This window comes from Vreelandella boliviensis LC1 (assembly GCF_000236035.1).
In the GTDB taxonomy this organism is placed as follows: Bacteria; Pseudomonadota; Gammaproteobacteria; order Pseudomonadales; family Halomonadaceae; genus Vreelandella; species Vreelandella boliviensis.
Window position 1 is genome coordinate 1,114,500 of the sequence record NZ_JH393258.1, and the last position, 17,068, is coordinate 1,131,567.

18 protein-coding genes and 3 tRNA genes are annotated in these 17,068 nt (G+C 54.5%); 9 read left to right on the top strand and 12 right to left on the bottom strand.

Translation table 11 applies throughout. From position 1 onward, the window contains the following. Nucleotides 1-277 precede the first annotated feature (277 nt). On the top strand, nucleotides 278-736 hold the full coding sequence (locus KUC_RS14240) for an META domain-containing protein (RefSeq protein WP_007113921.1): 459 nt from the start codon (nucleotides 278-280) through the stop codon (nucleotides 734-736). Between the two features lie 224 nt (nucleotides 737-960). Here KUC_RS14240 and KUC_RS14245 read toward each other — a convergent pair. The 7 genes from KUC_RS14245 to KUC_RS14275 all read right to left on the bottom strand — a co-directional run bounded on the left by KUC_RS14245 (nucleotide 961) and on the right by KUC_RS14275 (nucleotide 5,839). Continuing rightward, nucleotides 961-1,036: transfer RNA gene (locus KUC_RS14245), tRNA-Thr, on the bottom strand. A gap of 72 nt (nucleotides 1,037-1,108) precedes the next feature. Further along, nucleotides 1,109-1,183, bottom strand: a tRNA-Gln gene (locus KUC_RS14250). Between the two features lie 6 nt (nucleotides 1,184-1,189). Continuing rightward, nucleotides 1,190-1,265 (bottom strand) — tRNA-Phe (locus KUC_RS14255). Nucleotides 1,266-1,480: 215 nt separating this feature from the next. Then, nucleotides 1,481-1,756, bottom strand: a complete 276-nt coding sequence (locus tag KUC_RS14260) for an oxidative damage protection protein (protein WP_040480946.1) — start codon at nucleotides 1,754-1,756, stop codon at nucleotides 1,481-1,483. 59 nt (nucleotides 1,757-1,815) lie between these two features. Further along, nucleotides 1,816-2,910: an A/G-specific adenine glycosylase gene (gene mutY, locus KUC_RS14265; RefSeq protein WP_007113924.1), complete on the bottom strand. Its 1,095-nt coding sequence runs from the start codon at nucleotides 2,908-2,910 to the stop codon at nucleotides 1,816-1,818. A 119-nt stretch (nucleotides 2,911-3,029) separates the two neighbouring features. Further along, nucleotides 3,030-5,357, bottom strand: coding sequence for an AsmA family protein (locus KUC_RS14270; protein WP_007113925.1), 2,328 nt, complete (start codon nucleotides 5,355-5,357; stop codon nucleotides 3,030-3,032). Continuing rightward, nucleotides 5,357-5,839 (bottom strand): GNAT family N-acetyltransferase, encoded by a 483-nt coding sequence (locus KUC_RS14275; protein ID WP_007113926.1) that lies wholly within the window; start codon nucleotides 5,837-5,839, stop codon nucleotides 5,357-5,359. The genes KUC_RS14270 and KUC_RS14275 overlap by 1 nt, the downstream gene beginning before the upstream one ends. Before the next feature lie 196 nt (nucleotides 5,840-6,035). On the opposite strand from KUC_RS14275, the gene hisB reads away from it, so the two are divergent. The 5 genes from hisB (at nucleotide 6,036) to KUC_RS14300 (ending at nucleotide 9,503) form a co-directional block, all read left to right on the top strand. Continuing rightward, nucleotides 6,036-6,629: an imidazoleglycerol-phosphate dehydratase HisB gene (gene hisB, locus KUC_RS14280; RefSeq protein WP_007113927.1), complete on the top strand. Its 594-nt coding sequence runs from the start codon at nucleotides 6,036-6,038 to the stop codon at nucleotides 6,627-6,629. A 169-nt stretch (nucleotides 6,630-6,798) separates the two neighbouring features. Next, nucleotides 6,799-7,440 carry an imidazole glycerol phosphate synthase subunit HisH gene (hisH, locus tag KUC_RS14285; protein ID WP_007113928.1) on the top strand — a complete coding sequence of 214 codons (642 nt, stop codon included), beginning with the start codon at nucleotides 6,799-6,801 and terminating at the stop codon, nucleotides 7,438-7,440. Nucleotides 7,441-7,451: 11 nt separating this feature from the next. Further along, a complete protein-coding gene (hisA, locus tag KUC_RS14290) occupies nucleotides 7,452-8,198 on the top strand; it encodes a 1-(5-phosphoribosyl)-5-[(5-phosphoribosylamino)methylideneamino]imidazole-4-carboxamide isomerase (RefSeq protein WP_007113929.1) in 747 nt (248 codons plus the stop codon). Further along, nucleotides 8,195-8,968: an imidazole glycerol phosphate synthase subunit HisF gene (gene hisF / locus KUC_RS14295; RefSeq protein WP_007113930.1), complete on the top strand. Its 774-nt coding sequence runs from the start codon at nucleotides 8,195-8,197 to the stop codon at nucleotides 8,966-8,968. Before hisA ends, hisF begins: the two co-directional genes overlap by 4 nt. A 1-nt stretch (nucleotide 8,969) precedes the next feature. After that, nucleotides 8,970-9,503, top strand: a complete 534-nt coding sequence (locus tag KUC_RS14300; RefSeq protein ID WP_007113931.1) for a hypothetical protein — start codon at nucleotides 8,970-8,972, stop codon at nucleotides 9,501-9,503. Between the two features lie 3 nt (nucleotides 9,504-9,506). On the opposite strand, the gene KUC_RS14305 is transcribed toward KUC_RS14300, so the two are convergent. Then, on the bottom strand, nucleotides 9,507-10,109 hold the full coding sequence (locus tag KUC_RS14305; RefSeq protein WP_040481108.1) for a YjaG family protein: 603 nt from the start codon (nucleotides 10,107-10,109) through the stop codon (nucleotides 9,507-9,509). Nucleotides 10,110-10,232: 123 nt separating this feature from the next. Here KUC_RS14305 and KUC_RS14310 point away from each other — a divergent pair, with 123 nt between their 5' ends. Continuing rightward, nucleotides 10,233-10,922: a type 1 glutamine amidotransferase gene (locus tag KUC_RS14310; RefSeq protein WP_007113933.1), complete on the top strand. Its 690-nt coding sequence runs from the start codon at nucleotides 10,233-10,235 to the stop codon at nucleotides 10,920-10,922. A gap of 21 nt (nucleotides 10,923-10,943) precedes the next feature. On the opposite strand, the gene mnmH is transcribed toward KUC_RS14310, so the two are convergent. The 4 genes from mnmH to KUC_RS14330 all read right to left on the bottom strand — a co-directional run bounded on the left by mnmH (nucleotide 10,944) and on the right by KUC_RS14330 (nucleotide 15,119). After that, nucleotides 10,944-12,044 carry a tRNA 2-selenouridine(34) synthase MnmH gene (gene mnmH / locus KUC_RS14315; protein WP_007113934.1) on the bottom strand — a complete coding sequence of 367 codons (1,101 nt, stop codon included), beginning with the start codon at nucleotides 12,042-12,044 and terminating at the stop codon, nucleotides 10,944-10,946. Then, on the bottom strand, nucleotides 12,041-13,078 hold the full coding sequence (gene selD, locus KUC_RS14320) for a selenide, water dikinase SelD (protein WP_007113935.1): 1,038 nt from the start codon (nucleotides 13,076-13,078) through the stop codon (nucleotides 12,041-12,043). The genes mnmH and selD overlap by 4 nt, the downstream gene beginning before the upstream one ends. A 56-nt stretch (nucleotides 13,079-13,134) precedes the next feature. Beyond that, nucleotides 13,135-14,505, bottom strand: coding sequence for a DNA repair protein RadA (gene radA, locus KUC_RS14325; RefSeq protein ID WP_040481110.1), 1,371 nt, complete (start codon nucleotides 14,503-14,505; stop codon nucleotides 13,135-13,137). A 167-nt stretch (nucleotides 14,506-14,672) separates the two neighbouring features. Next, a complete protein-coding gene (locus KUC_RS14330; protein ID WP_007113937.1) occupies nucleotides 14,673-15,119 on the bottom strand; it encodes a copper resistance protein NlpE N-terminal domain-containing protein in 447 nt (148 codons plus the stop codon). 166 nt (nucleotides 15,120-15,285) lie between these two features. Here KUC_RS14330 and hisC point away from each other — a divergent pair, with 166 nt between their 5' ends. Together hisC and KUC_RS14340 are read left to right on the top strand one after the other, a co-directional pair. Further along, nucleotides 15,286-16,347 (top strand): histidinol-phosphate transaminase, encoded by a 1,062-nt coding sequence (gene hisC, locus KUC_RS14335; protein WP_007113938.1) that lies wholly within the window; start codon nucleotides 15,286-15,288, stop codon nucleotides 16,345-16,347. Nucleotides 16,348-16,485: 138 nt separating this feature from the next. Beyond that, entirely contained in the window at nucleotides 16,486-16,956 is a 471-nt protein-coding gene (locus tag KUC_RS14340) for a hypothetical protein (RefSeq protein WP_154649794.1), read from the top strand. Nucleotides 16,957-17,068 lie beyond the last annotated feature (112 nt).

Below are 17,068 nucleotides of genomic sequence, written 5' to 3' on the forward strand. Positions count from 1 at the left end.
ACACTAATTAGCATAGCTGACGCCCGCTTTCTATCAAGCCAGCGGAGGCATAAAATAAAATATTTAACTTAGATTAAAATAGTGAAAACGAATTTAATTTAAAAGCAATGAGGTAATTTACCGAAGGATATTATATATGACTGTATTTTTATTCATTAGATTATTACGGAAAAAACTATTGTTAGCATCTTAGAAAGGAGCTATCGATCTGATTCGTAGCAATATTCATATGCTTTATATCATTTAAACTTTCTTCAATCTTATAAGGAATAGAAACTTGAAACGGCTGCTAGCGATATGTGTATTTATCGGTACTCTATTAATAACCACTGGCTACACCTTGGCAGCAATGGATTTCCAAAAGTCCGCTGCATCCCCGGATGAGCCGTTAATCAATACTTACTGGCAGCTGGCGTGGCTTGATGGCGCGCTGGTCGTCACTCATGAGAACTTTCGTGAAGCTCACTTAGTTCTTCATCAAGATACTTTGCGCTTAGCAGGTGCTACCGGCTGCAATACCCTTATGGGCAGCTACCGCGTGGAAAACAAGCGCATAACGTTTGGGCAAGTCGCCAGTACTAAAATGGCCTGCCCAACGGCCCAAATGAAAACAGAGCGAGATTTTCTAGCCGCACTCAAGCAGGTAACAGTATGGAGCGTGGATGGCGCGACGCTTGTATTATCGGGGGAGAATAATAAAACTCTGGTAGTCTTCGAGGCAGTGCATCTTTATTAATAACTTGGCTAGGAAACGTTAACTTTGGGGTTATAAAGATTTGCTGATTAACTGAAGGATATTGAGAAGTAGCAAGTCTGCTGAATAACACGTTATCCACAACCCCATCTAAATAGTAGATGTGGATAACACTATTACTGGATAGGTATTTCAGATACGAAAAAGCCGCCCCTGAGGACGGCTTAATCTAATTCTCTAACATGTTGCTTTTAACCACTTTTTAGTGGTGCCGACACCAGGAGTCGAACCCGGGACCTACTGATTACAAGTCAGTTGCTCTACCAACTGAGCTATGTCGGCGCTACACGTTTTCTTGAGAACATGATTGCGTTGCTGTTAGGCTTTGCAATCAACAAGAAATCTTGTTGGCAATGGCTGGGGTACCAGGATTCGAACCTGGGAATGCCGCTACCAAAAAGCGGTGCCTTACCACTTGGCGATACCCCAGCAGTGTGGTGGCCAGAGACGGAATCGAACCGCCGACACGGGGATTTTCAATCCCCTGCTCTACCAACTGAGCTATCTGGCCGCTGCCAACGGTGCGTATTAAACTAAAAACGCCGCTTTTCGTCAACACCTTTGTGAAACTTTCTTTCGATACCGATGCTTAGGGGGCTTTTTTCCTGCGCCATCTCTGGATCGGCCTTCTATACCCCCATACCTAGAACCACTAATGACAAGCCAGTGGCTCGATCAAACCACCCTATACTCAGAACGGGCAGCCGCTCTCGTTATGCTGGCTATTCATGCCTGCGTAGTCGGCACATAGCCTTCGGCTTGGTCGGTTTCCTGGTTATCAAGGAATCGCTGCATCTGCTCCATGAGGTACGCGCGAGATTCAGGGTCGAGCATGTTGAGGTGCTTCTCATTTATCAGGCGGGTTTGCAGCGCCTGCCAAGCTTCCCAGGCGGGTTTGGAAACGGTGGCCTGAATCTCCTGGCCCTGCTTACCCGGCAAGGGCGGGAATGACAGCGCTTCTAGCTCTTTTTGGTACTTGCGGCAAAAAACGGTATTGCTCATAACGTGCTCCTGGTTCTGCGACTTCATTCAATGATCTCACCCAATCAGCTAGAAAACGCTTAAGCGTGGCCTGGCGTTGGATTGAGGCTAAAGGGCGTTAGCTGGCTGAGCAATGCCTTAACGGGGGCGGCAAGGCCCAGCGCGGGCGGATGATTAACGTCGTACCATACGCCGCTTTCGCGAACACCGCCCAGCCTATCGCAGCTCACCGGCTGCGGGGTAATCTCCAGGCGAAAATGGCTAAAGGTGTGATAAAAACTAGGCGATGTAGTCTCACGCTTTGGATTAACAGCGTTGTCTTCAAGCCAGTCATTGAGTTCACTGTGCTTCTCAAACTGCGGCAGGCTCCATAACCCGCCCCATAAGCCGCTAGGCGGACGCTGTTCCAGCCATACCCGGCCCTCCTGATCGCGCAGCATCAGCATAATCGTTTGCCGGGTGGGCAGCGCCTTTTTGGGCTTGGATTCTGGGTAGCGCTTTGGCTCACCTTGGGCGTAGGCCAAACAGACATCGTTAAACGGACAGCTCAGGCAGTCCGGCTTGCTGCGTTTACATAGCGTGGCGCCAAAATCCATCATCGCCTGGGTGTAATCCGCTAGGCGCTCGGCTGGAGTATAGTACTCTGCCAGCGCCCATAGTTTTCTCTCCACATCTGGCTTACCGGGCCAGCCGAGCAGCGCATGTAGACGAGTGAGCGAGCGCTTTACATTGCCATCTAAAATAGCGGCCCGCTGCCCCGTGCTTTGCGCAATGATAGCGCCAGCGGTGGAGCGGCCAATACCGGGCAAAGCCACTAACGCGTCGATACTTTCCGTCGGCAGCTCGCCATTGTGCTCCGCCAACGCAACCTGGGCAGCTTTGTGCATGTTGCGTGCTCGGGCATAGTAGCCAAGGCCCGTCCAGAGGTGCAACACCTCATCCTGTGGCGCTTTGGCGAGGCTTTCCAGGGTAGGAAAGCGCAACATAAAACGTTCAAAATAGCCTATAACGGTGGCAACCTGGGTTTGCTGCAGCATGATTTCCGACACCCACACGCGGTAGGCGCTACGCGGTGACTGCCACGGCAAGTCGTGACGGCCGTCGCGGTCGAACCAGGCCAGTAGGCGCTTTTGGAATTCGCTTGCCGCCAGCCGCGGCGTGGGCATATCTGCCATGCACGCTCCTTAAACAGAAATGGATATACAACGGTGCCAATAAAAAAAGCGCCGGCGTTTAGGCCGGCGCAGCACTTACTGTTTCGATTAATGCGTCACTTCATATCCTGCATCGATGCTCAGTTAAACAGACCGCGTAGGCCTTCGCGTAGTTTCTGACCAGCGCCTTCGCCAAGGCGTTCATCTAAAGAGTCTCCCAGACGCTCTTCCAGCTCTTCACTAACACGATCCCCCGCTTCGTTTCTCAGCAGGTCAACCACAGCGGTCTGAAACATCTCACGGTCAAAGCGGCACCACTCAGTGCGTTCATCACCAAGATTTCCTTCACAGCGTACGGGCAGAGGCAGTTGCTCCAGGCGCGGATTAACTTCACAGGCCGCATCGGCGGTGTTGACCAAGCGAGCATTAGCACGGGTATCAAAGTTCAAGTTGGCGAGATTGAGTTCGCCTTCTCCACGAACATCAATACCAGGCAGGGTGATCAGCAGGTCGTCACTCTCTACTAAGCCGTTGCTAATTTGGAATGTAGCATCAAAACGCTCAAAACGAGTATCGGTGTGCCAATCCCGCAAAGTGCCCTCACCTTCTAGCTGGGCAACCAGTTCGCACATTTGCTTGGAAATGTTGGTATTTAAAATAGCGCCATCGTTTAAGCGAGCATTAAGCACCCCATTGAGGTTGCCAGTGAGCGCTTCTCGGGTATTACCCTGACTTGTGACATCGCCTGTTAGATTAAAACGCCCGCGCAGTGGTGACGTTTCCCCTTCGCTGATTGCTTCAATCAGCGGTGCCACCTGAACGTTTTTAACGGTCGGCGATAGCGCCCACTCAAGGATGGAATCCGTAGCATCAACCTGGCCGGTAGCGCTGAGCTCGCCCTCGTAGAAGCCTGATTCAAAGGCTGTTAGCCGATGAACACCGTCATTCCCGCGCAGCTGCAAGCGTGGATTATTGAAGGTCAGCTCCGCAAAAATCAGCGTATCGACACTCAAATCGCCCTCAAGCGCCAGCCCGGTGAGTAAAGATCGCGGTACTAATGTATTATTTTCCTGGGCAAAGGCTTTACGCAGCAAGCCCCGGCTAGCCTGCTCAGCGGTGGCCTCACCGGGTAGATAGCGATCAATATCTAGTTGATCACCTGCTAAATCGAACGCCAGGCGTGACCCATCCAGCGCGGCTGTCAGTTCACCTGTAAAGGTGCTGTCATCCACCACCAAAGAGAGGCTAGGTAAAGAGAATTGCTCAGCATTACCTTCAATAGGGCTGGTCATGGCTACATCGCTGAGCGCAGCCTCTCCAGCCGTGGTGAGGGTAACGCCCGCGCGGGCAAGCCAGGGGCGCAGCGTAAATGGGGCAGCGGTTAGCTGGCCACTATAGCGGGGAGCATCGCGCATCTGCTCAATATTAAGATGTCCACTAACCCTTAGACCATCCGGCCCGGTGAGCTGCAGATCCTTGAGCTGGGCCGTTTGTGCCTGCCAATCGCTCTCCAGGCCAAAGGCGAGAGCTAGCGCCAAGCTGCCCTGCCAGTTATCAGCATTGCGCAGCCCCGTCTCAAGCAGCCCCTCTTTAACGGTGAGCTGCTGCTCGCCTATACGGGCAACCAGTTCGGCAGCCTTTAAGCTCAGTTGTTGTGGCTCACTCTCTGAGCTGGACGTCGTTCGGGTAATCAGTGCCATATTCTCCAGGGCGAAAAGCTTATTTGCCAATCCAAGCCGCACGCGTGTTTCGAGATTAATCTCGCTGGTTAGATCTGGAGTACGCTCCAACACTTCGGAATCGAGCCGGTTATGCTTGGTCAGGGTGAACATGGCCTTCAGCGGAAAGGCGCGCAGCGGGTTGACGTTGCTACCCGAGATATTCAGTTGCTGCATGCGCCACAGTGCTTGGGTTTGCGCATCGCGGAAGCGAATATCGGCATTTTTTACTTCAACGCTGGCAATGCTCAAAACCACCGAAAGGCTACCGGCATCGGCGTTAGGGCCGGCACTGGCGGGCGCAAGCACCGTTTCAGCAGCGCCGTCATCGTGTTCAGAAAGACGCTCAAGCAATGGCTCCCAGTTGCCTTCGCCCTCAGCATCGCGCTCTAGGTTAAGCCGCATACCGTCCAGTGTTAGGCCGTCTACGGCAATTTCCCCACGCAGTAGCGGGCCGAATGCCACGCTCACCTCTGCACGGTCAATCGCGGCAAAGGCGGCGCTTTCCTCAGCCTGCTCGGGCAACCAGGCGCGGGCTTTCTCTACGCTAACGCCGATACGTGGGTAGAATGACCAGGTAATGGGGCCTTCCAGCGCCAAGTTGAGCCCGGTTTGTTCCTCCACGACAGCGGTTAAACGGGGCTTAAAGTCCTCTGGATCCAAAAAGGTGGTCACATAGACCACAGCGGCGACCGCAACGATAGCGAGTATGCCAACTGCTGCCAGCAAAATACGTAATAGCTGTTTCATTACCCTTTCCCTTGTGGGTCTAACTCAACAAAATCGCTAGTGGCGGGCACCCCCGCCGCCGGCGTTTCTGGATTGGCCATTGGCCGGTAACCTAGCTTGGAGAGCAACACGCGGTCGGCCAGTGGCAAGGTGGACGTTTCGATGCGCAGTACGCGGCCTTCCTGCTTGGCTTGCTCGCCCAGCAGGGCCATTAAGCGCGAACCGACACCTCGCCGGCGAGTGGTTTTTCGCACGCAGAGTTCAGACAACCACCACGCACGATCTTCTCCCTCCTGAACGGCAACGGCCCCCAGCAGACGATCATTGAAGAGTGCGCAGGCAAAAAAGTGATGGCCTGCAAAATGTTGTGCAATAAATGGCTCAACCGTGGGGGTAGGCATTCGCTCTTGGGGCGCATCCTGATAGATGCGCATAAGATCAAGGCGCACCTGTTCATCAGCTTCCCAACGGGCCTGGTCGACATGATGCAGTGTCACCGGCATGATGAAATCCTCTTCGCCAAAGCAGCCTGGCTGCTATTTCTGCCGCAATTGATTACGGCTACATTTAGCGCATTGTAGCGGATGAGGGCGACGATTCACTATAATGGTCGCTTCGCCACAGGCTGCTCAAACAGTGGTAAGTTGATGAGAGCCACCAGCCGTCCCTCAGAGTGCGCCTCAGCGCAGGAGATGCAACATGTCAGCGCGTATTGCCACGGTTAGCCGTGACACCAACGAAACGCAGATCAAGGTCAGCGTCAACCTCGACGGCGAAGGCCGTCTTAGCTGCCAAACCGGCGTTCCGTTTCTGGATCATATGCTTGATCAAGTTGCCCGCCATGGAATGATCGATCTCGACATCAATGCCACTGGCGACCTGCATATTGACGACCACCATACCGTAGAAGACCTGGGGATTACGCTAGGCCAAGCTTTTTTTAAAGCGATTGGCGATAAACGCGGCATTTACCGCTATGGTCACGCCTATGTGCCTCTTGATGAAGCGCTCTCTCGCGTGGTGATCGACTTTTCCGGACGGCCGGGGCTGTATATGAACGTGGAGTTCACCCGCGACACCATCGGTAGCCTGGACACCCAGCTGTTCTGGGAGTTTTTCCAAGGCTTCGTCAATCACGCTCGAGTGACGCTGCATATCGACAACATTAAAGGCTTTAATGCTCACCACCAGGCGGAAACGATTTTTAAAGCCTTTGGCCGGGCCCTGCGCATGGCCGTAGCGGAAGACCCGCGCATGGAAGGCCAAATGCCCTCCACCAAAGGAAGTTTGTAATGCTGCGCCCCGCCAGCCTGAATTTGTGTACCGTACCAAGCACGGATTCAAGTACTGTCTCAAGTACTGATTTAAGCATTCCCTCAAGTAGCGGCTTAAGTTCTGTTTTAAGGACTATTTTGAGTACTATTTTGAGTACTATTTTAAGCACTATCCCAAGGAGCACTTAATGACCATTGCTGTGATCGACTATGGAATGGGTAATTTACATTCCGTGGCCAAGGCGCTGGAGCATGTGACACATGAGAATGTCGTCATTACCCGCGACCCGCGCCGCATCCTTGGTGCAACGCGTTTAGTGCTGCCTGGCCAAGGGGCCATTCGTGACTGCGTTGGCGAACTTGAACGCACCGAGTTACGCGGGTTGGTGGACGATATTTTAACCCGCCAGGCCAAACCGTTACTGGGGATTTGCGTGGGTCAACAGATGTTGCTGGAGCGCAGCGAAGAGAACGGCGGCGTGGAGTGCCTGGGTTTCTTTAAAGGCACCGTGGATCGCTTTCCTAGCGATATGCGTGACGCTCACGAGCAGCGTTTGAAAGTGCCGCATATGGGCTGGAATGTGGTCGAACAGCATAACAACCATCCTCTGTGGGCAGGTATTGATAACCATGAACACTTCTACTTCGTGCACAGCTATTACGTGAATGCCGTTGAAGATGCGCAAGTATTTGGTACTACCCAATACGGAAAGGTAAGCGCCCACGTGGCTATTGGCCGTGATTCGACCTTCGCAGTACAGTTCCACCCAGAAAAAAGCTCTAGCGCAGGCCTTCGCCTACTTGAAAATTTTGTCACCTGGACGCCCTGAGAGGATTATTTATGTTGGTTATTCCCGCTATTGATCTTAAAGACGGCCAGTGTGTCCGGTTGAAGCAGGGTCGCATGGAAGACGCGACCTCTTACGGCGATGACCCAGTGGCCATGGCGGCCCGCTGGGTAGAGGCAGGTGCCCGGCGCCTTCACTTAGTCGATTTGAACGGCGCCTTTGAAGGCAAACCGGTGAATGGCGACGCTGTCATGGCTATCGCCCGCGCCTACCCCAACCTGCCGATTCAAATTGGTGGCGGCATTCGCAGTGCGGAAACCATCGAGCACTACTTAAGTGCTGGTGTCTCTTACGTCATTATCGGCACCAAAGCGGTAAAAGAGCCTGCTTTTGTGGGTGAGATGTGCCGTGCCTTCCCCGGCCATGTGATTGTTGGGCTTGATGCCAAAGATGGCTATGTCGCCACCGATGGTTGGGCCGAGGTCTCCACGGTTAAAGCCACCGAACTGGCCAAGCGTTTCGCCAACGATGGCGTCGCCAGCATCGTCTATACCGACATTGCTCGCGACGGCATGATGCAAGGCGTCAACGTGGAAGCCACCGCACAATTGGCCCGCGAAGGCGGCTTGCCGGTGATTGCCTCAGGCGGCGTGACCAATCTGGACGATATCAAAGCACTCTGTGAAGTTGCCGATAGCGGCATTTTGGGCGCGATTACTGGCCGAGCGATTTACGAAGGCAGCCTGGATGTCGCCGAAGCACAGCGATTAAGCGACCAACTGACGGGAGGCGATTCATGAGCCTTACCAAACGTATTATCCCTTGCCTGGACGTAGACGCCGGACGCGTGGTCAAAGGCGTTAATTTTATCGGCATTCGCGATGCCGGTGATCCGGTGGAAATTGCCCAGCGCTATAACCAGCAAGGCGCCGACGAGATCACCTTCCTCGATATTACCGCTAGCCACGAAGACCGTGACACTACGGTGGAGATGGTCGAGCGCATTGCTGGCGAAGTATTTATTCCGCTGACCGTCGGCGGCGGGATTCGCAGCTGCGACGACATTCGCACCATGCTTAACGCCGGGGCTGACAAAGTCTCGATCAACACCGCTGCGGTAAACAACCCGGAGTTTGTGCGCGAAGCTGCAGAGCGTTTTGGTAGCCAGTGCATTGTGGTGGCGATTGACGCCAAGCGGGTCTCTGAAGAGGGTGAAACGCCCCGCTGGGAGATTTTTACTCACGGCGGCCGCCGCCCAACAGGCCTAGACGCCGTTGAGTGGGCGAAGAAGATGGTTGAGTTCGGCGCAGGAGAGCTACTGCTCACCAGCATGGATCGCGACGGCACCAAGATTGGCTTTGATTTGGGCGTGACCCATGCAATTTCCGAAGCGGTGAGCGTGCCAGTGATTGCCTCAGGTGGTGTTGGCAATCTGGATCACTTCGTGGATGGAGTGCTCAAAGGTGGCGCCGATGCGGTGCTGGCCGCCAGTATTTTCCACTTTGGCGAATACACCATTCCTGAAGCGAAGCGCTACATGGCTGAGCGCGGTATTGAAATGCGGCTTTAAAATGCCTCTTTTTGACCAGCAACTTAGCCTACTGCGAGTATCCCCATGGATAGGCTGGCTAGCAGGCCTGCTGTTAAGTACGCCTGCTACTGCATTCACGCTACCTGATTGGACACCAGCGTTGGAGTGGGATCATACCCTGGTGCAAACCAGTCTTTATACCCGCCACTTCAGCGCCGATCCAGAACATACCAACCAGCAAGACCTGATTAGTATTGAACTGCATAATCCTAATCGCTGGCTAGCGGGCGCGGCTTGGTTCAAAAACTCCTTTGATCAACCGTCATGGTACTTCTATGCAGGGCGGGAATTTCCTCTTTGGCAAACCGATCAGGGTTTAAACGTGCGCGCCAAGTTAACCGGGGGGCTCCTGCACGGCTACCAGGGTGAGTATCGCGACAAAATTCCTTTCAACCACTTGGAAATAGCCCCGGCAGCACTCCCCAGTATCGGTGTGCAATGGGGCCGGTTTGAATCTGACCTGATTGTGTTTGGCACCGCCGGCATGATGATAACCGCAGGGATGCGCTTTTAGCCGCTACTCCTCAACCTCGTCCAGCGTTAAACCCAGGTTGCTAATGCCGCTATTGCGACCTAATTCGCGCACCTCTTTCAGCGTAGCTTTATCCAGCGGTTCACTAACGGCTTCCAGTACGGCGTCTTGGAAGTCATTTTCGTCGGCCATCAGCGGATGGTCGCGAATCATCAGTGCCAACGCTTGTGCATCGACCTCACCTTCGGTGAGCTCTATAAAGGCGCGTACGCCCGCACGGGATGTGCGGCTAACATCCAGCACAGCCTCTGGTGAATCGCCTTGTAGGGTATCCAGCAGCGCGGAGACCGACACCACCGCATCCAAGGCGCGCCGGGCACCAAAGCTATCATCCTCTTCGGGCGGCTCACACTCGGCTAACTTTTCCGCTTGGCGGGCAAAGTCGATACTGGCATTGGACACATTAAGCCGTTCCCAGACCAAACTCAGTACGGTGCGCAGCGTATGGCTATCGCCCTGGCCTGTGGTTTGCTCATAGAGCACGTAGTTAGGCAGCAAACGTTCGCAAAGCGCCGCCATAAATGCCTGCTGGGCAGGTAGTGGGAGTTCTTGTAATCGTTGGTAAAAGCCCTGGGGGTTCGACACCATACTGATTTCCTGGATCGCTTGACGTGGGATATTGGTGAAAAGTAGTGGGTACGTTATCGTCTCTATACGCTTGGGGCGATCCCCCAGCGCCTTGATGATTGTACGGCCGGCGAGGAGATTACCATGCATATTCATCTGCTACAGCACGGCCCTGACCATGGCCCCGCCCGTTTAACCGACTGGCTAACCAGTATGGGCCATAGTTACACCGTTTTTCATCTCTACGCAGGCGAGCTAACACCCCGCCCAAGCGAATCTGATGCGCTGATTGTACTTGATGGCCCAGAGGCGCTACTCAGCCAATCACCGGCGTGGTTTAAAGCTGAAGATAAACTGATCAACCGCTACCTGGATGGGCAAAAACCGCTGTTGGGTATTGGCCTGGGCGCTCACCGGATAGCCCTGGCGCTGGGCTCAGTGGTGGCTCCAGGTACTTACACTGAAACAGGTTGGCATACGGTCACCCTAGCGCCGGAAAGCTCGCTGGACTTACCCGAAACATTCACCGCTTTTATGTGGCATAGCTACGTCTTCAGCCTACCCGATGATGCGTTTCCCCTAGGTGGTAGCGAAGCAGCACCGTTGCAAGGGTTTGCCTGGGACAAAGGTCGCGTCATCGGCCTGCTGTGCCATTTAGAAGCCACTGTTGCTAGTGTGAAACAGCTGCTAGGCACCGCTGAGTGGCCCAGTGCGCCGCCTTCCGCCGCCCGCTATGTTCAGGACGTGACCCAAATATTAGAAGACCCCAACCGCTTTATTCACCTCGCGCCGCAGCTCGACCGACTGATGACTCAGTGGCTTAAAGCGGCGTAACAGCAGAAAGAGATAAGGCCGTCAGCGGTTCCACTGTCTGGCGGCCTCTAGGCAGCTACCCCAATCGCCCACATGAATTTCCGGCGGCGCAGCGTCGCGCTGCTTCTCTAAGTGGTAGCGGTAGAGCGGGTCGTAGTACTCGGTGAGCAGTGGCGCGAGCCAGGCTTCGTGTGCTTGGGGGTTGCCTTGGGCATGCTCTTTGAATGCCAGCGCCTGTAGCCGCTGTAAGCGCTGAAGACGCGCATTGCCCAAGCGTTTTCCCAAACGGATGAGGGCATTACTTAACTGCGCCTGCATAAATTGCCAGCCTTGATAGGCGCCATGGCAAGCAGCATAGGCCTGCTCCAGATCGATAATATAATCTTGCTGAATCTGAGCAAGGCGCCAATCCAGCGGCATTTCGATACGCACCCGGGGAGCTTGCCGCAGCGCTCGCCAGAAGCTCAAAGGAATATTGGCATTGCCAATCTGACGGGACTCATCTTCAATAACCAGCCCTTCCGTCAGCCCGATTAGCCGCTTGGCCAGCGCATGCTCAAAGTTGATTTGGGTAGCAGGCTCTTCGGGCCTGCGCCCAAAGGCAGAGCCTTTATGACGCGCATAGGCCTCTAGATCGACGCCGTTATCGAGTTGATTAATCAGCGTCGTTTTTGCACACCCAGTCAGTCCCGCGACAACCAGCATCGGCTGAAGCGCTGCCGTATCAATACGATCACACAGCGCTTGACGCATGGCTTTCCAACCACCCTCTAAGCGCGGTCTAGAGATCCCGGCGTCTTCCAACCACTGTTGAGCAATTTGCGAGCGCAGCCCGCCGCGAAAGCAGTAAATCAGCGCATTGGGATGCTCGACTAAATACGCCTGCCACGCTGCGATCCGGGCCTGCTTGACCTCGCCGCTGACCAAGCGTTCGCCTAGCTCAATCGCCGTGGTTTGGCCGTGCTTTTTATAGGCAATGCCAACCTGGTGACGCTCATCATCGACCATTAAAGGCAGATTGACGGCACCAGGCAGTGCGCCCTGGGCAAACTCCACCGGGGCGCGCACATCAATTAACGGCCGTTCTTCTCTGATTAAACTCAATACTGCTGGCGTCGTTGCTGACATCGCGGCTAGTGTCACCCGACCACCTCAATCGAGGCGTTACCTTGGCGCGCTTTCATTACGCCAAATGAGCGCAATGAAAGTCCGAATTCGCGGCCAATGCGCTCAACGTCATCCTCCCAGGCGGGGTCAACGCTCAGTAACAAACCGCCGGAGGTTTGCGGATCGCACAGCCACTGCCAGTGGACATCATCCATAGCGGGCAGACTTTCACCCAGAGCATCACGATTGCGCAGCGTACCGCCGGGCACGGCGCCTTGGCGGCGATAGGACTCTGCCTCGGCTAAGCGCGGCAGACGACGGAAATCAATTTGCGCCATGACGTTACTGGCTTGGCACATTTCAGCAAGGTGACCAGCCAATCCAAAACCGGTGACATCGGTCATGGCGTTCAACCCTTTCACATCGGCAAGCTTCACGCCAATGCTATTGGGCTTGAGCATGGTTTCGCGGGCAAGCCCATGGTGGCCCATTTCCAGCAAGCCGCGCTTCTCTGCCGTGGTTAACATACCCACGCCTAACGGTTTGGTTAAGAACAGCAGATCACCGGGCTTGGCGGTGCTGTTTAACTTGAGTTTGTCTAGGTCGACTAAGCCGTTCACAGCGAGCCCAAAAATCGGCTCGGGAGCATCAATGGAGTGGCCGCCAGCCAGGGCAACGCCTAATTCGCGACATACCGCCTGGGCGCCGGCCATTACGTCCCCCGCGACTTCAGCGCTAAGCTTATCCAGCGGCCAACCGAGAATGCCTAACGCCATTACCGGCGTACCGCCCATGGCGTAAACATCGCTGATGGCATTAGTCGCCGCGATACGTCCAAAATCGAAGGGGTCATCGACAATGGGCATAAAGAAGTCCGTGGTGGCAATCATGCCGCGACCATCGCCCAGATCGTAGACGGCCGCATCTTCGCGCCCCTGATTGCCGACGATAAGCCGCTTATGGCCCGCCGCTGGCCCTGCCTTGGCCAAAATCCCATCCAGCACATCTGGGGCGATTTTGCAGCCACAGCCTGCGCCGTGGCTATATTGAGTCAAGCGAATCGAACTCATCGTGTCTCTCCTTGGCACTTGGGGAATATCATCAGTTTAGCCCAGCATGACGCATACTACAGAGCGTCCAGCGCGTCGCTAAGCTTATCCACGGCAATGACCTCCATACCTTTGGGCGGCTGCTTGGGGGCGTTAGCACGGGGTACAATGGCACGCAGAAAGCCGTGTTTGGCAGCTTCGGCGATGCGCTCCTGGCCGCTGGGCACCGGGCGTATTTCGCCGGAAAGTCCAACCTCACCAAATACCACCAGCTCTTTGGGCAGGGCCCGGTTTTGCAGACTAGAGACCACCGCCAACAGCACTGCCAAATCAGCGCTGGTTTCGAGCACTTTGACACCGCCGACGACGTTTAAAAATACGTCCTGATCGCCGGTAAACAGGCCGCCGTGGCGATTAAGTACCGCTAGCAGCATGGCCAGACGGTTTTGATCCACGCCGACGGCGACTCGGCGAGGATTACCCAGTGCGGACTCATCCACCAGCGCCTGAACCTCGACCAGAATCGGCCGTGTGCCTTCCCAGACGACCATGACCAAGCTACCCGGGGCCTGCTCCTCCTGACGGGAAAGAAAGATCGCGCTGGGATTTTTAACCTCTTTAAGGCCCTGTTCTAGCATAGCAAAAACGCCTAGCTCGTTAACGGCACCAAAACGGTTTTTCTGTCCGCGCAGGGTGCGAAAGCGTGAGTCTGCACCGCCTTCTAATAACAGCGAGGCATCAATCATATGCTCAAGCACTTTAGGGCCAGCCAGTGAACCGTCTTTGGTGACGTGCCCCACCAGCAATAAGACCGTATTAGTCTTCTTGGCGAAGCGCGTCAGCGCCGCGGCTGACTCGCGCACCTGGGCAACGCCGCCAGGCGCAGAGCTGATATCTTCCAGATGCATGGTCTGGATGGAGTCGATCACGAGAATCTCTGGCTTCTCCCGCTCTGACACCGCCAGAATGGTTTCCACGCTTGTCTCGGCCAGCATTTTCAAGCCATTGGTAGGCAGCTGCAGACGGTGGGCACGCATAGCTACCTGGGAGAGCGACTCTTCACCGGTCACATAGAGGATACGCCGCTGCTGGGCCAGCTTACAGGCCGTTTGCAGCAGCAGGGTCGATTTTCCCGCCCCAGGATTGCCACCCAAAAGCACTGCCGAGCCGGGTACAAGCCCGCCGCCCAGTACGCGATCAAACTCCGCGAACGTAGAACTCATACGCGGCACTTCGCTGAGATCCACATTACCCAGATCGATCACTTCGCGGGAGAGATCACCCGTATAGCCAGATCGACCAGGGGCTGCACCGCCACCGGGGCGAGCGCTGGCTAAATGCACTTCACTCAGCGTATTCCACTCTTGGCAACTGCTGCACTGCCCCTGCCATTTACGATATTCGGCGCCGCACTCGGTGCATACAAAGGCGCTTTTGGCTTTGGCCACTGCCATTACACTCCTACTGTTGCTGTCACTAAGTGGCAACATTCGCAAGGCTGCCGCTAGCATTTACTGTCATTAACCGCTTTTGACTGTCGCGTACTTTGTATTCATTAGTGCCAGCAAACACAAAAGGCGGCCAGTGGCCGCCTTTTGTACTACTGGCTAACGCGTTATTGACGCTTTAGCTGCAGCATTTCACCATTCTCAAAGCGGCGACGCTCTGGGTCAATCAACTCCAACGTGCTCTGATCAATACGCATGAAGTAGTAAATCTGACCATCGCCATCTGGCGTCAGCTCGTAAACAGTGGCATCCGGATCAGACGGTGTACCGGTTAACACTTCCCAGTTACCCGCGTAGTTTTCATCCGGGGGGGTTTGAGGATGGTTCCGGTAAGAAGCGTTCAGCGTGAAGGTGCGTTCTTCAACCGCGCTCATCTCTTCACCCACCATCGTGACATCCAGATCTATACCGTCGCAGTTACGGCAAGGTAGCGAGCCCTGATAAGTTGCTTGTGCTGTGGCAGCCTCTTCTTGCTGCTGCTCCATAGGACTGCTTGCACAGCCAGCCAGTAGTGCCAACATAGCCGAACCGGCCAGCAAACTCTTAAGTTGCATAGAGTGTCTCCTTAATCTCGTGTTGGACATCACATTTATTTACGCGCACTTATGACAGCATAACCGCTACAAGGTGCGACGCACACCCCTAGCGATGCGAATGCTTGCGCTTAGTGAGCCTTCAAGCGACCATGGTGTACCTTGCTAGGATAATCAGGTTACCCACATGAGCCAGTACTGGAGTCCGGCCGTACGCGAACTTACACCCTACGTGCCCGGCGAGCAGCCACGCGAGCAGCTTGTTAAGCTCAATACCAATGAAAACCCTTACCCGCCATCACCGGGTGTCGGTGAGGCGCTGCGCGATTACGCGACCGATCATCTACGCCTTTACCCTGACCCTACCTCTAAAGCGCTGCGTGAAGCACTAGCGGAGACGTTTAAGGTAGCGAGTAGCCAAGTGTTCGTCGGTAACGGTTCGGATGAGGTGCTGGCGTTTGCCTTCCAGGCATTTTTCCGTCATGACGCACCACTCGACGTCCCCACGATCACCTATAGCTTCTATCCCGTTTACGCCAATCTTTATGGCGTTGAGCTGCGTAAACATCCGCTTAATAAGCAATGGGAAGTCGATATTGATGCTCTTTCGGCGGATGTTAACCGCAGCGGCATTATCTTTGCCAACCCGAATGCGCCGACGGGCCATGCGCACCCACTTGCGACGATTGAGGCGCTGCTTAAGCGGGTCACGGATCGTGTGGTGCTGGTGGATGAGGCATATGTCGATTTCGGCGCAGAGAGTGCTGTAACGCTGATTGATCGCTACCCTAACCTGCTCGTCACCGGTACGTTTTCTAAATCACGTAGTTTGGCAGGTTTGCGGTTGGGCTATGCGGTGGGCTCTGAGGAATTGATTGATGGCTTGTTGCGGGTAAAAGACTCCTTTAACTCTTATCCAGTAGATAGTTTGGCAAGCTTAGTAGGCATCGCCGCACTGAAAGATGTAGAGCACTTTGAAGCTTGCCGCGAGCATGTTATTACCACTCGTGAGCGTACCCGTCAGCGTCTTGAAGCGCTGGGATTTGAGGTATTGCCTTCTAAGGCTAACTTTGTGCTTGTCCAGCACCAAGACTACGAAGGCGCGCAGTTATTTGCTGGCCTACGCGAGCGTGGCATTCTGGTACGCCATTTTAATACATCGGAACTCAACAACTTCCTACGTATCACCATAGGCACCGATGATGAGATGGATAACCTGATTGAAGCGCTAGAGACGATCTGCGGTTAACTTTTAACCAGCCTTCTACCTGCTTTAGTAGGAGGCTATTTTATCTCGCAACAACGCAACGTCATTGCGAACGCAGCGCAGCAATCTAAGGGGTTGCTTTTAGGTGTCATTGCGAACGCAGCGCAGCAATCTCGGGGGTTGCTTTTAGGTGTCATTGCGAACGCAGCGCAGCAATCTAAGGGGTTGCTTTTAGGTGTCATTGCGAACGCAGCGCAGCAATCTAAGGGGTTGCTTTTAGGTGTCATTGCGAACGCAGCGCAGCAATCTAAGGGGTTGCTTTTAGGTGTCATTGCGAACGCAGCGCAGCAATCTAAGGGGTTGCTTTTAGGTGTCATTGCGAACGCAGCGCAGCAATCTAAGGGGTTGCTTTTAGGTGTCATTGCGAACGCAGCGCAGCAATCTAAGGGGTTGCTTTTAGGTGTCATTGCGAACGCAGCGCAGCAATCTAAGGGGTTGCTTTTAGGTGTCATTGCGAACGCAGCGCAGCAATCTAAGGGGTTGCTTTTAGGTGTCATTGCGAACGCAGCGCAGCAATCTAAGGGGTTGCTTTTAGGTGTCATTGCGAACGCAGCGCAGCAATCTCGGGGTGAACAGCCGCCGCGGGCTTGAGATTGCTTCGTCGCAAGCTCCTCGCAATGACATGCGCGGGCCACAGCCAGTGACTCTCCACGTGTCATTGCGAGCGCAGCGTGGCGATCTCGGGGTTGCTTTTAGGTGTCAT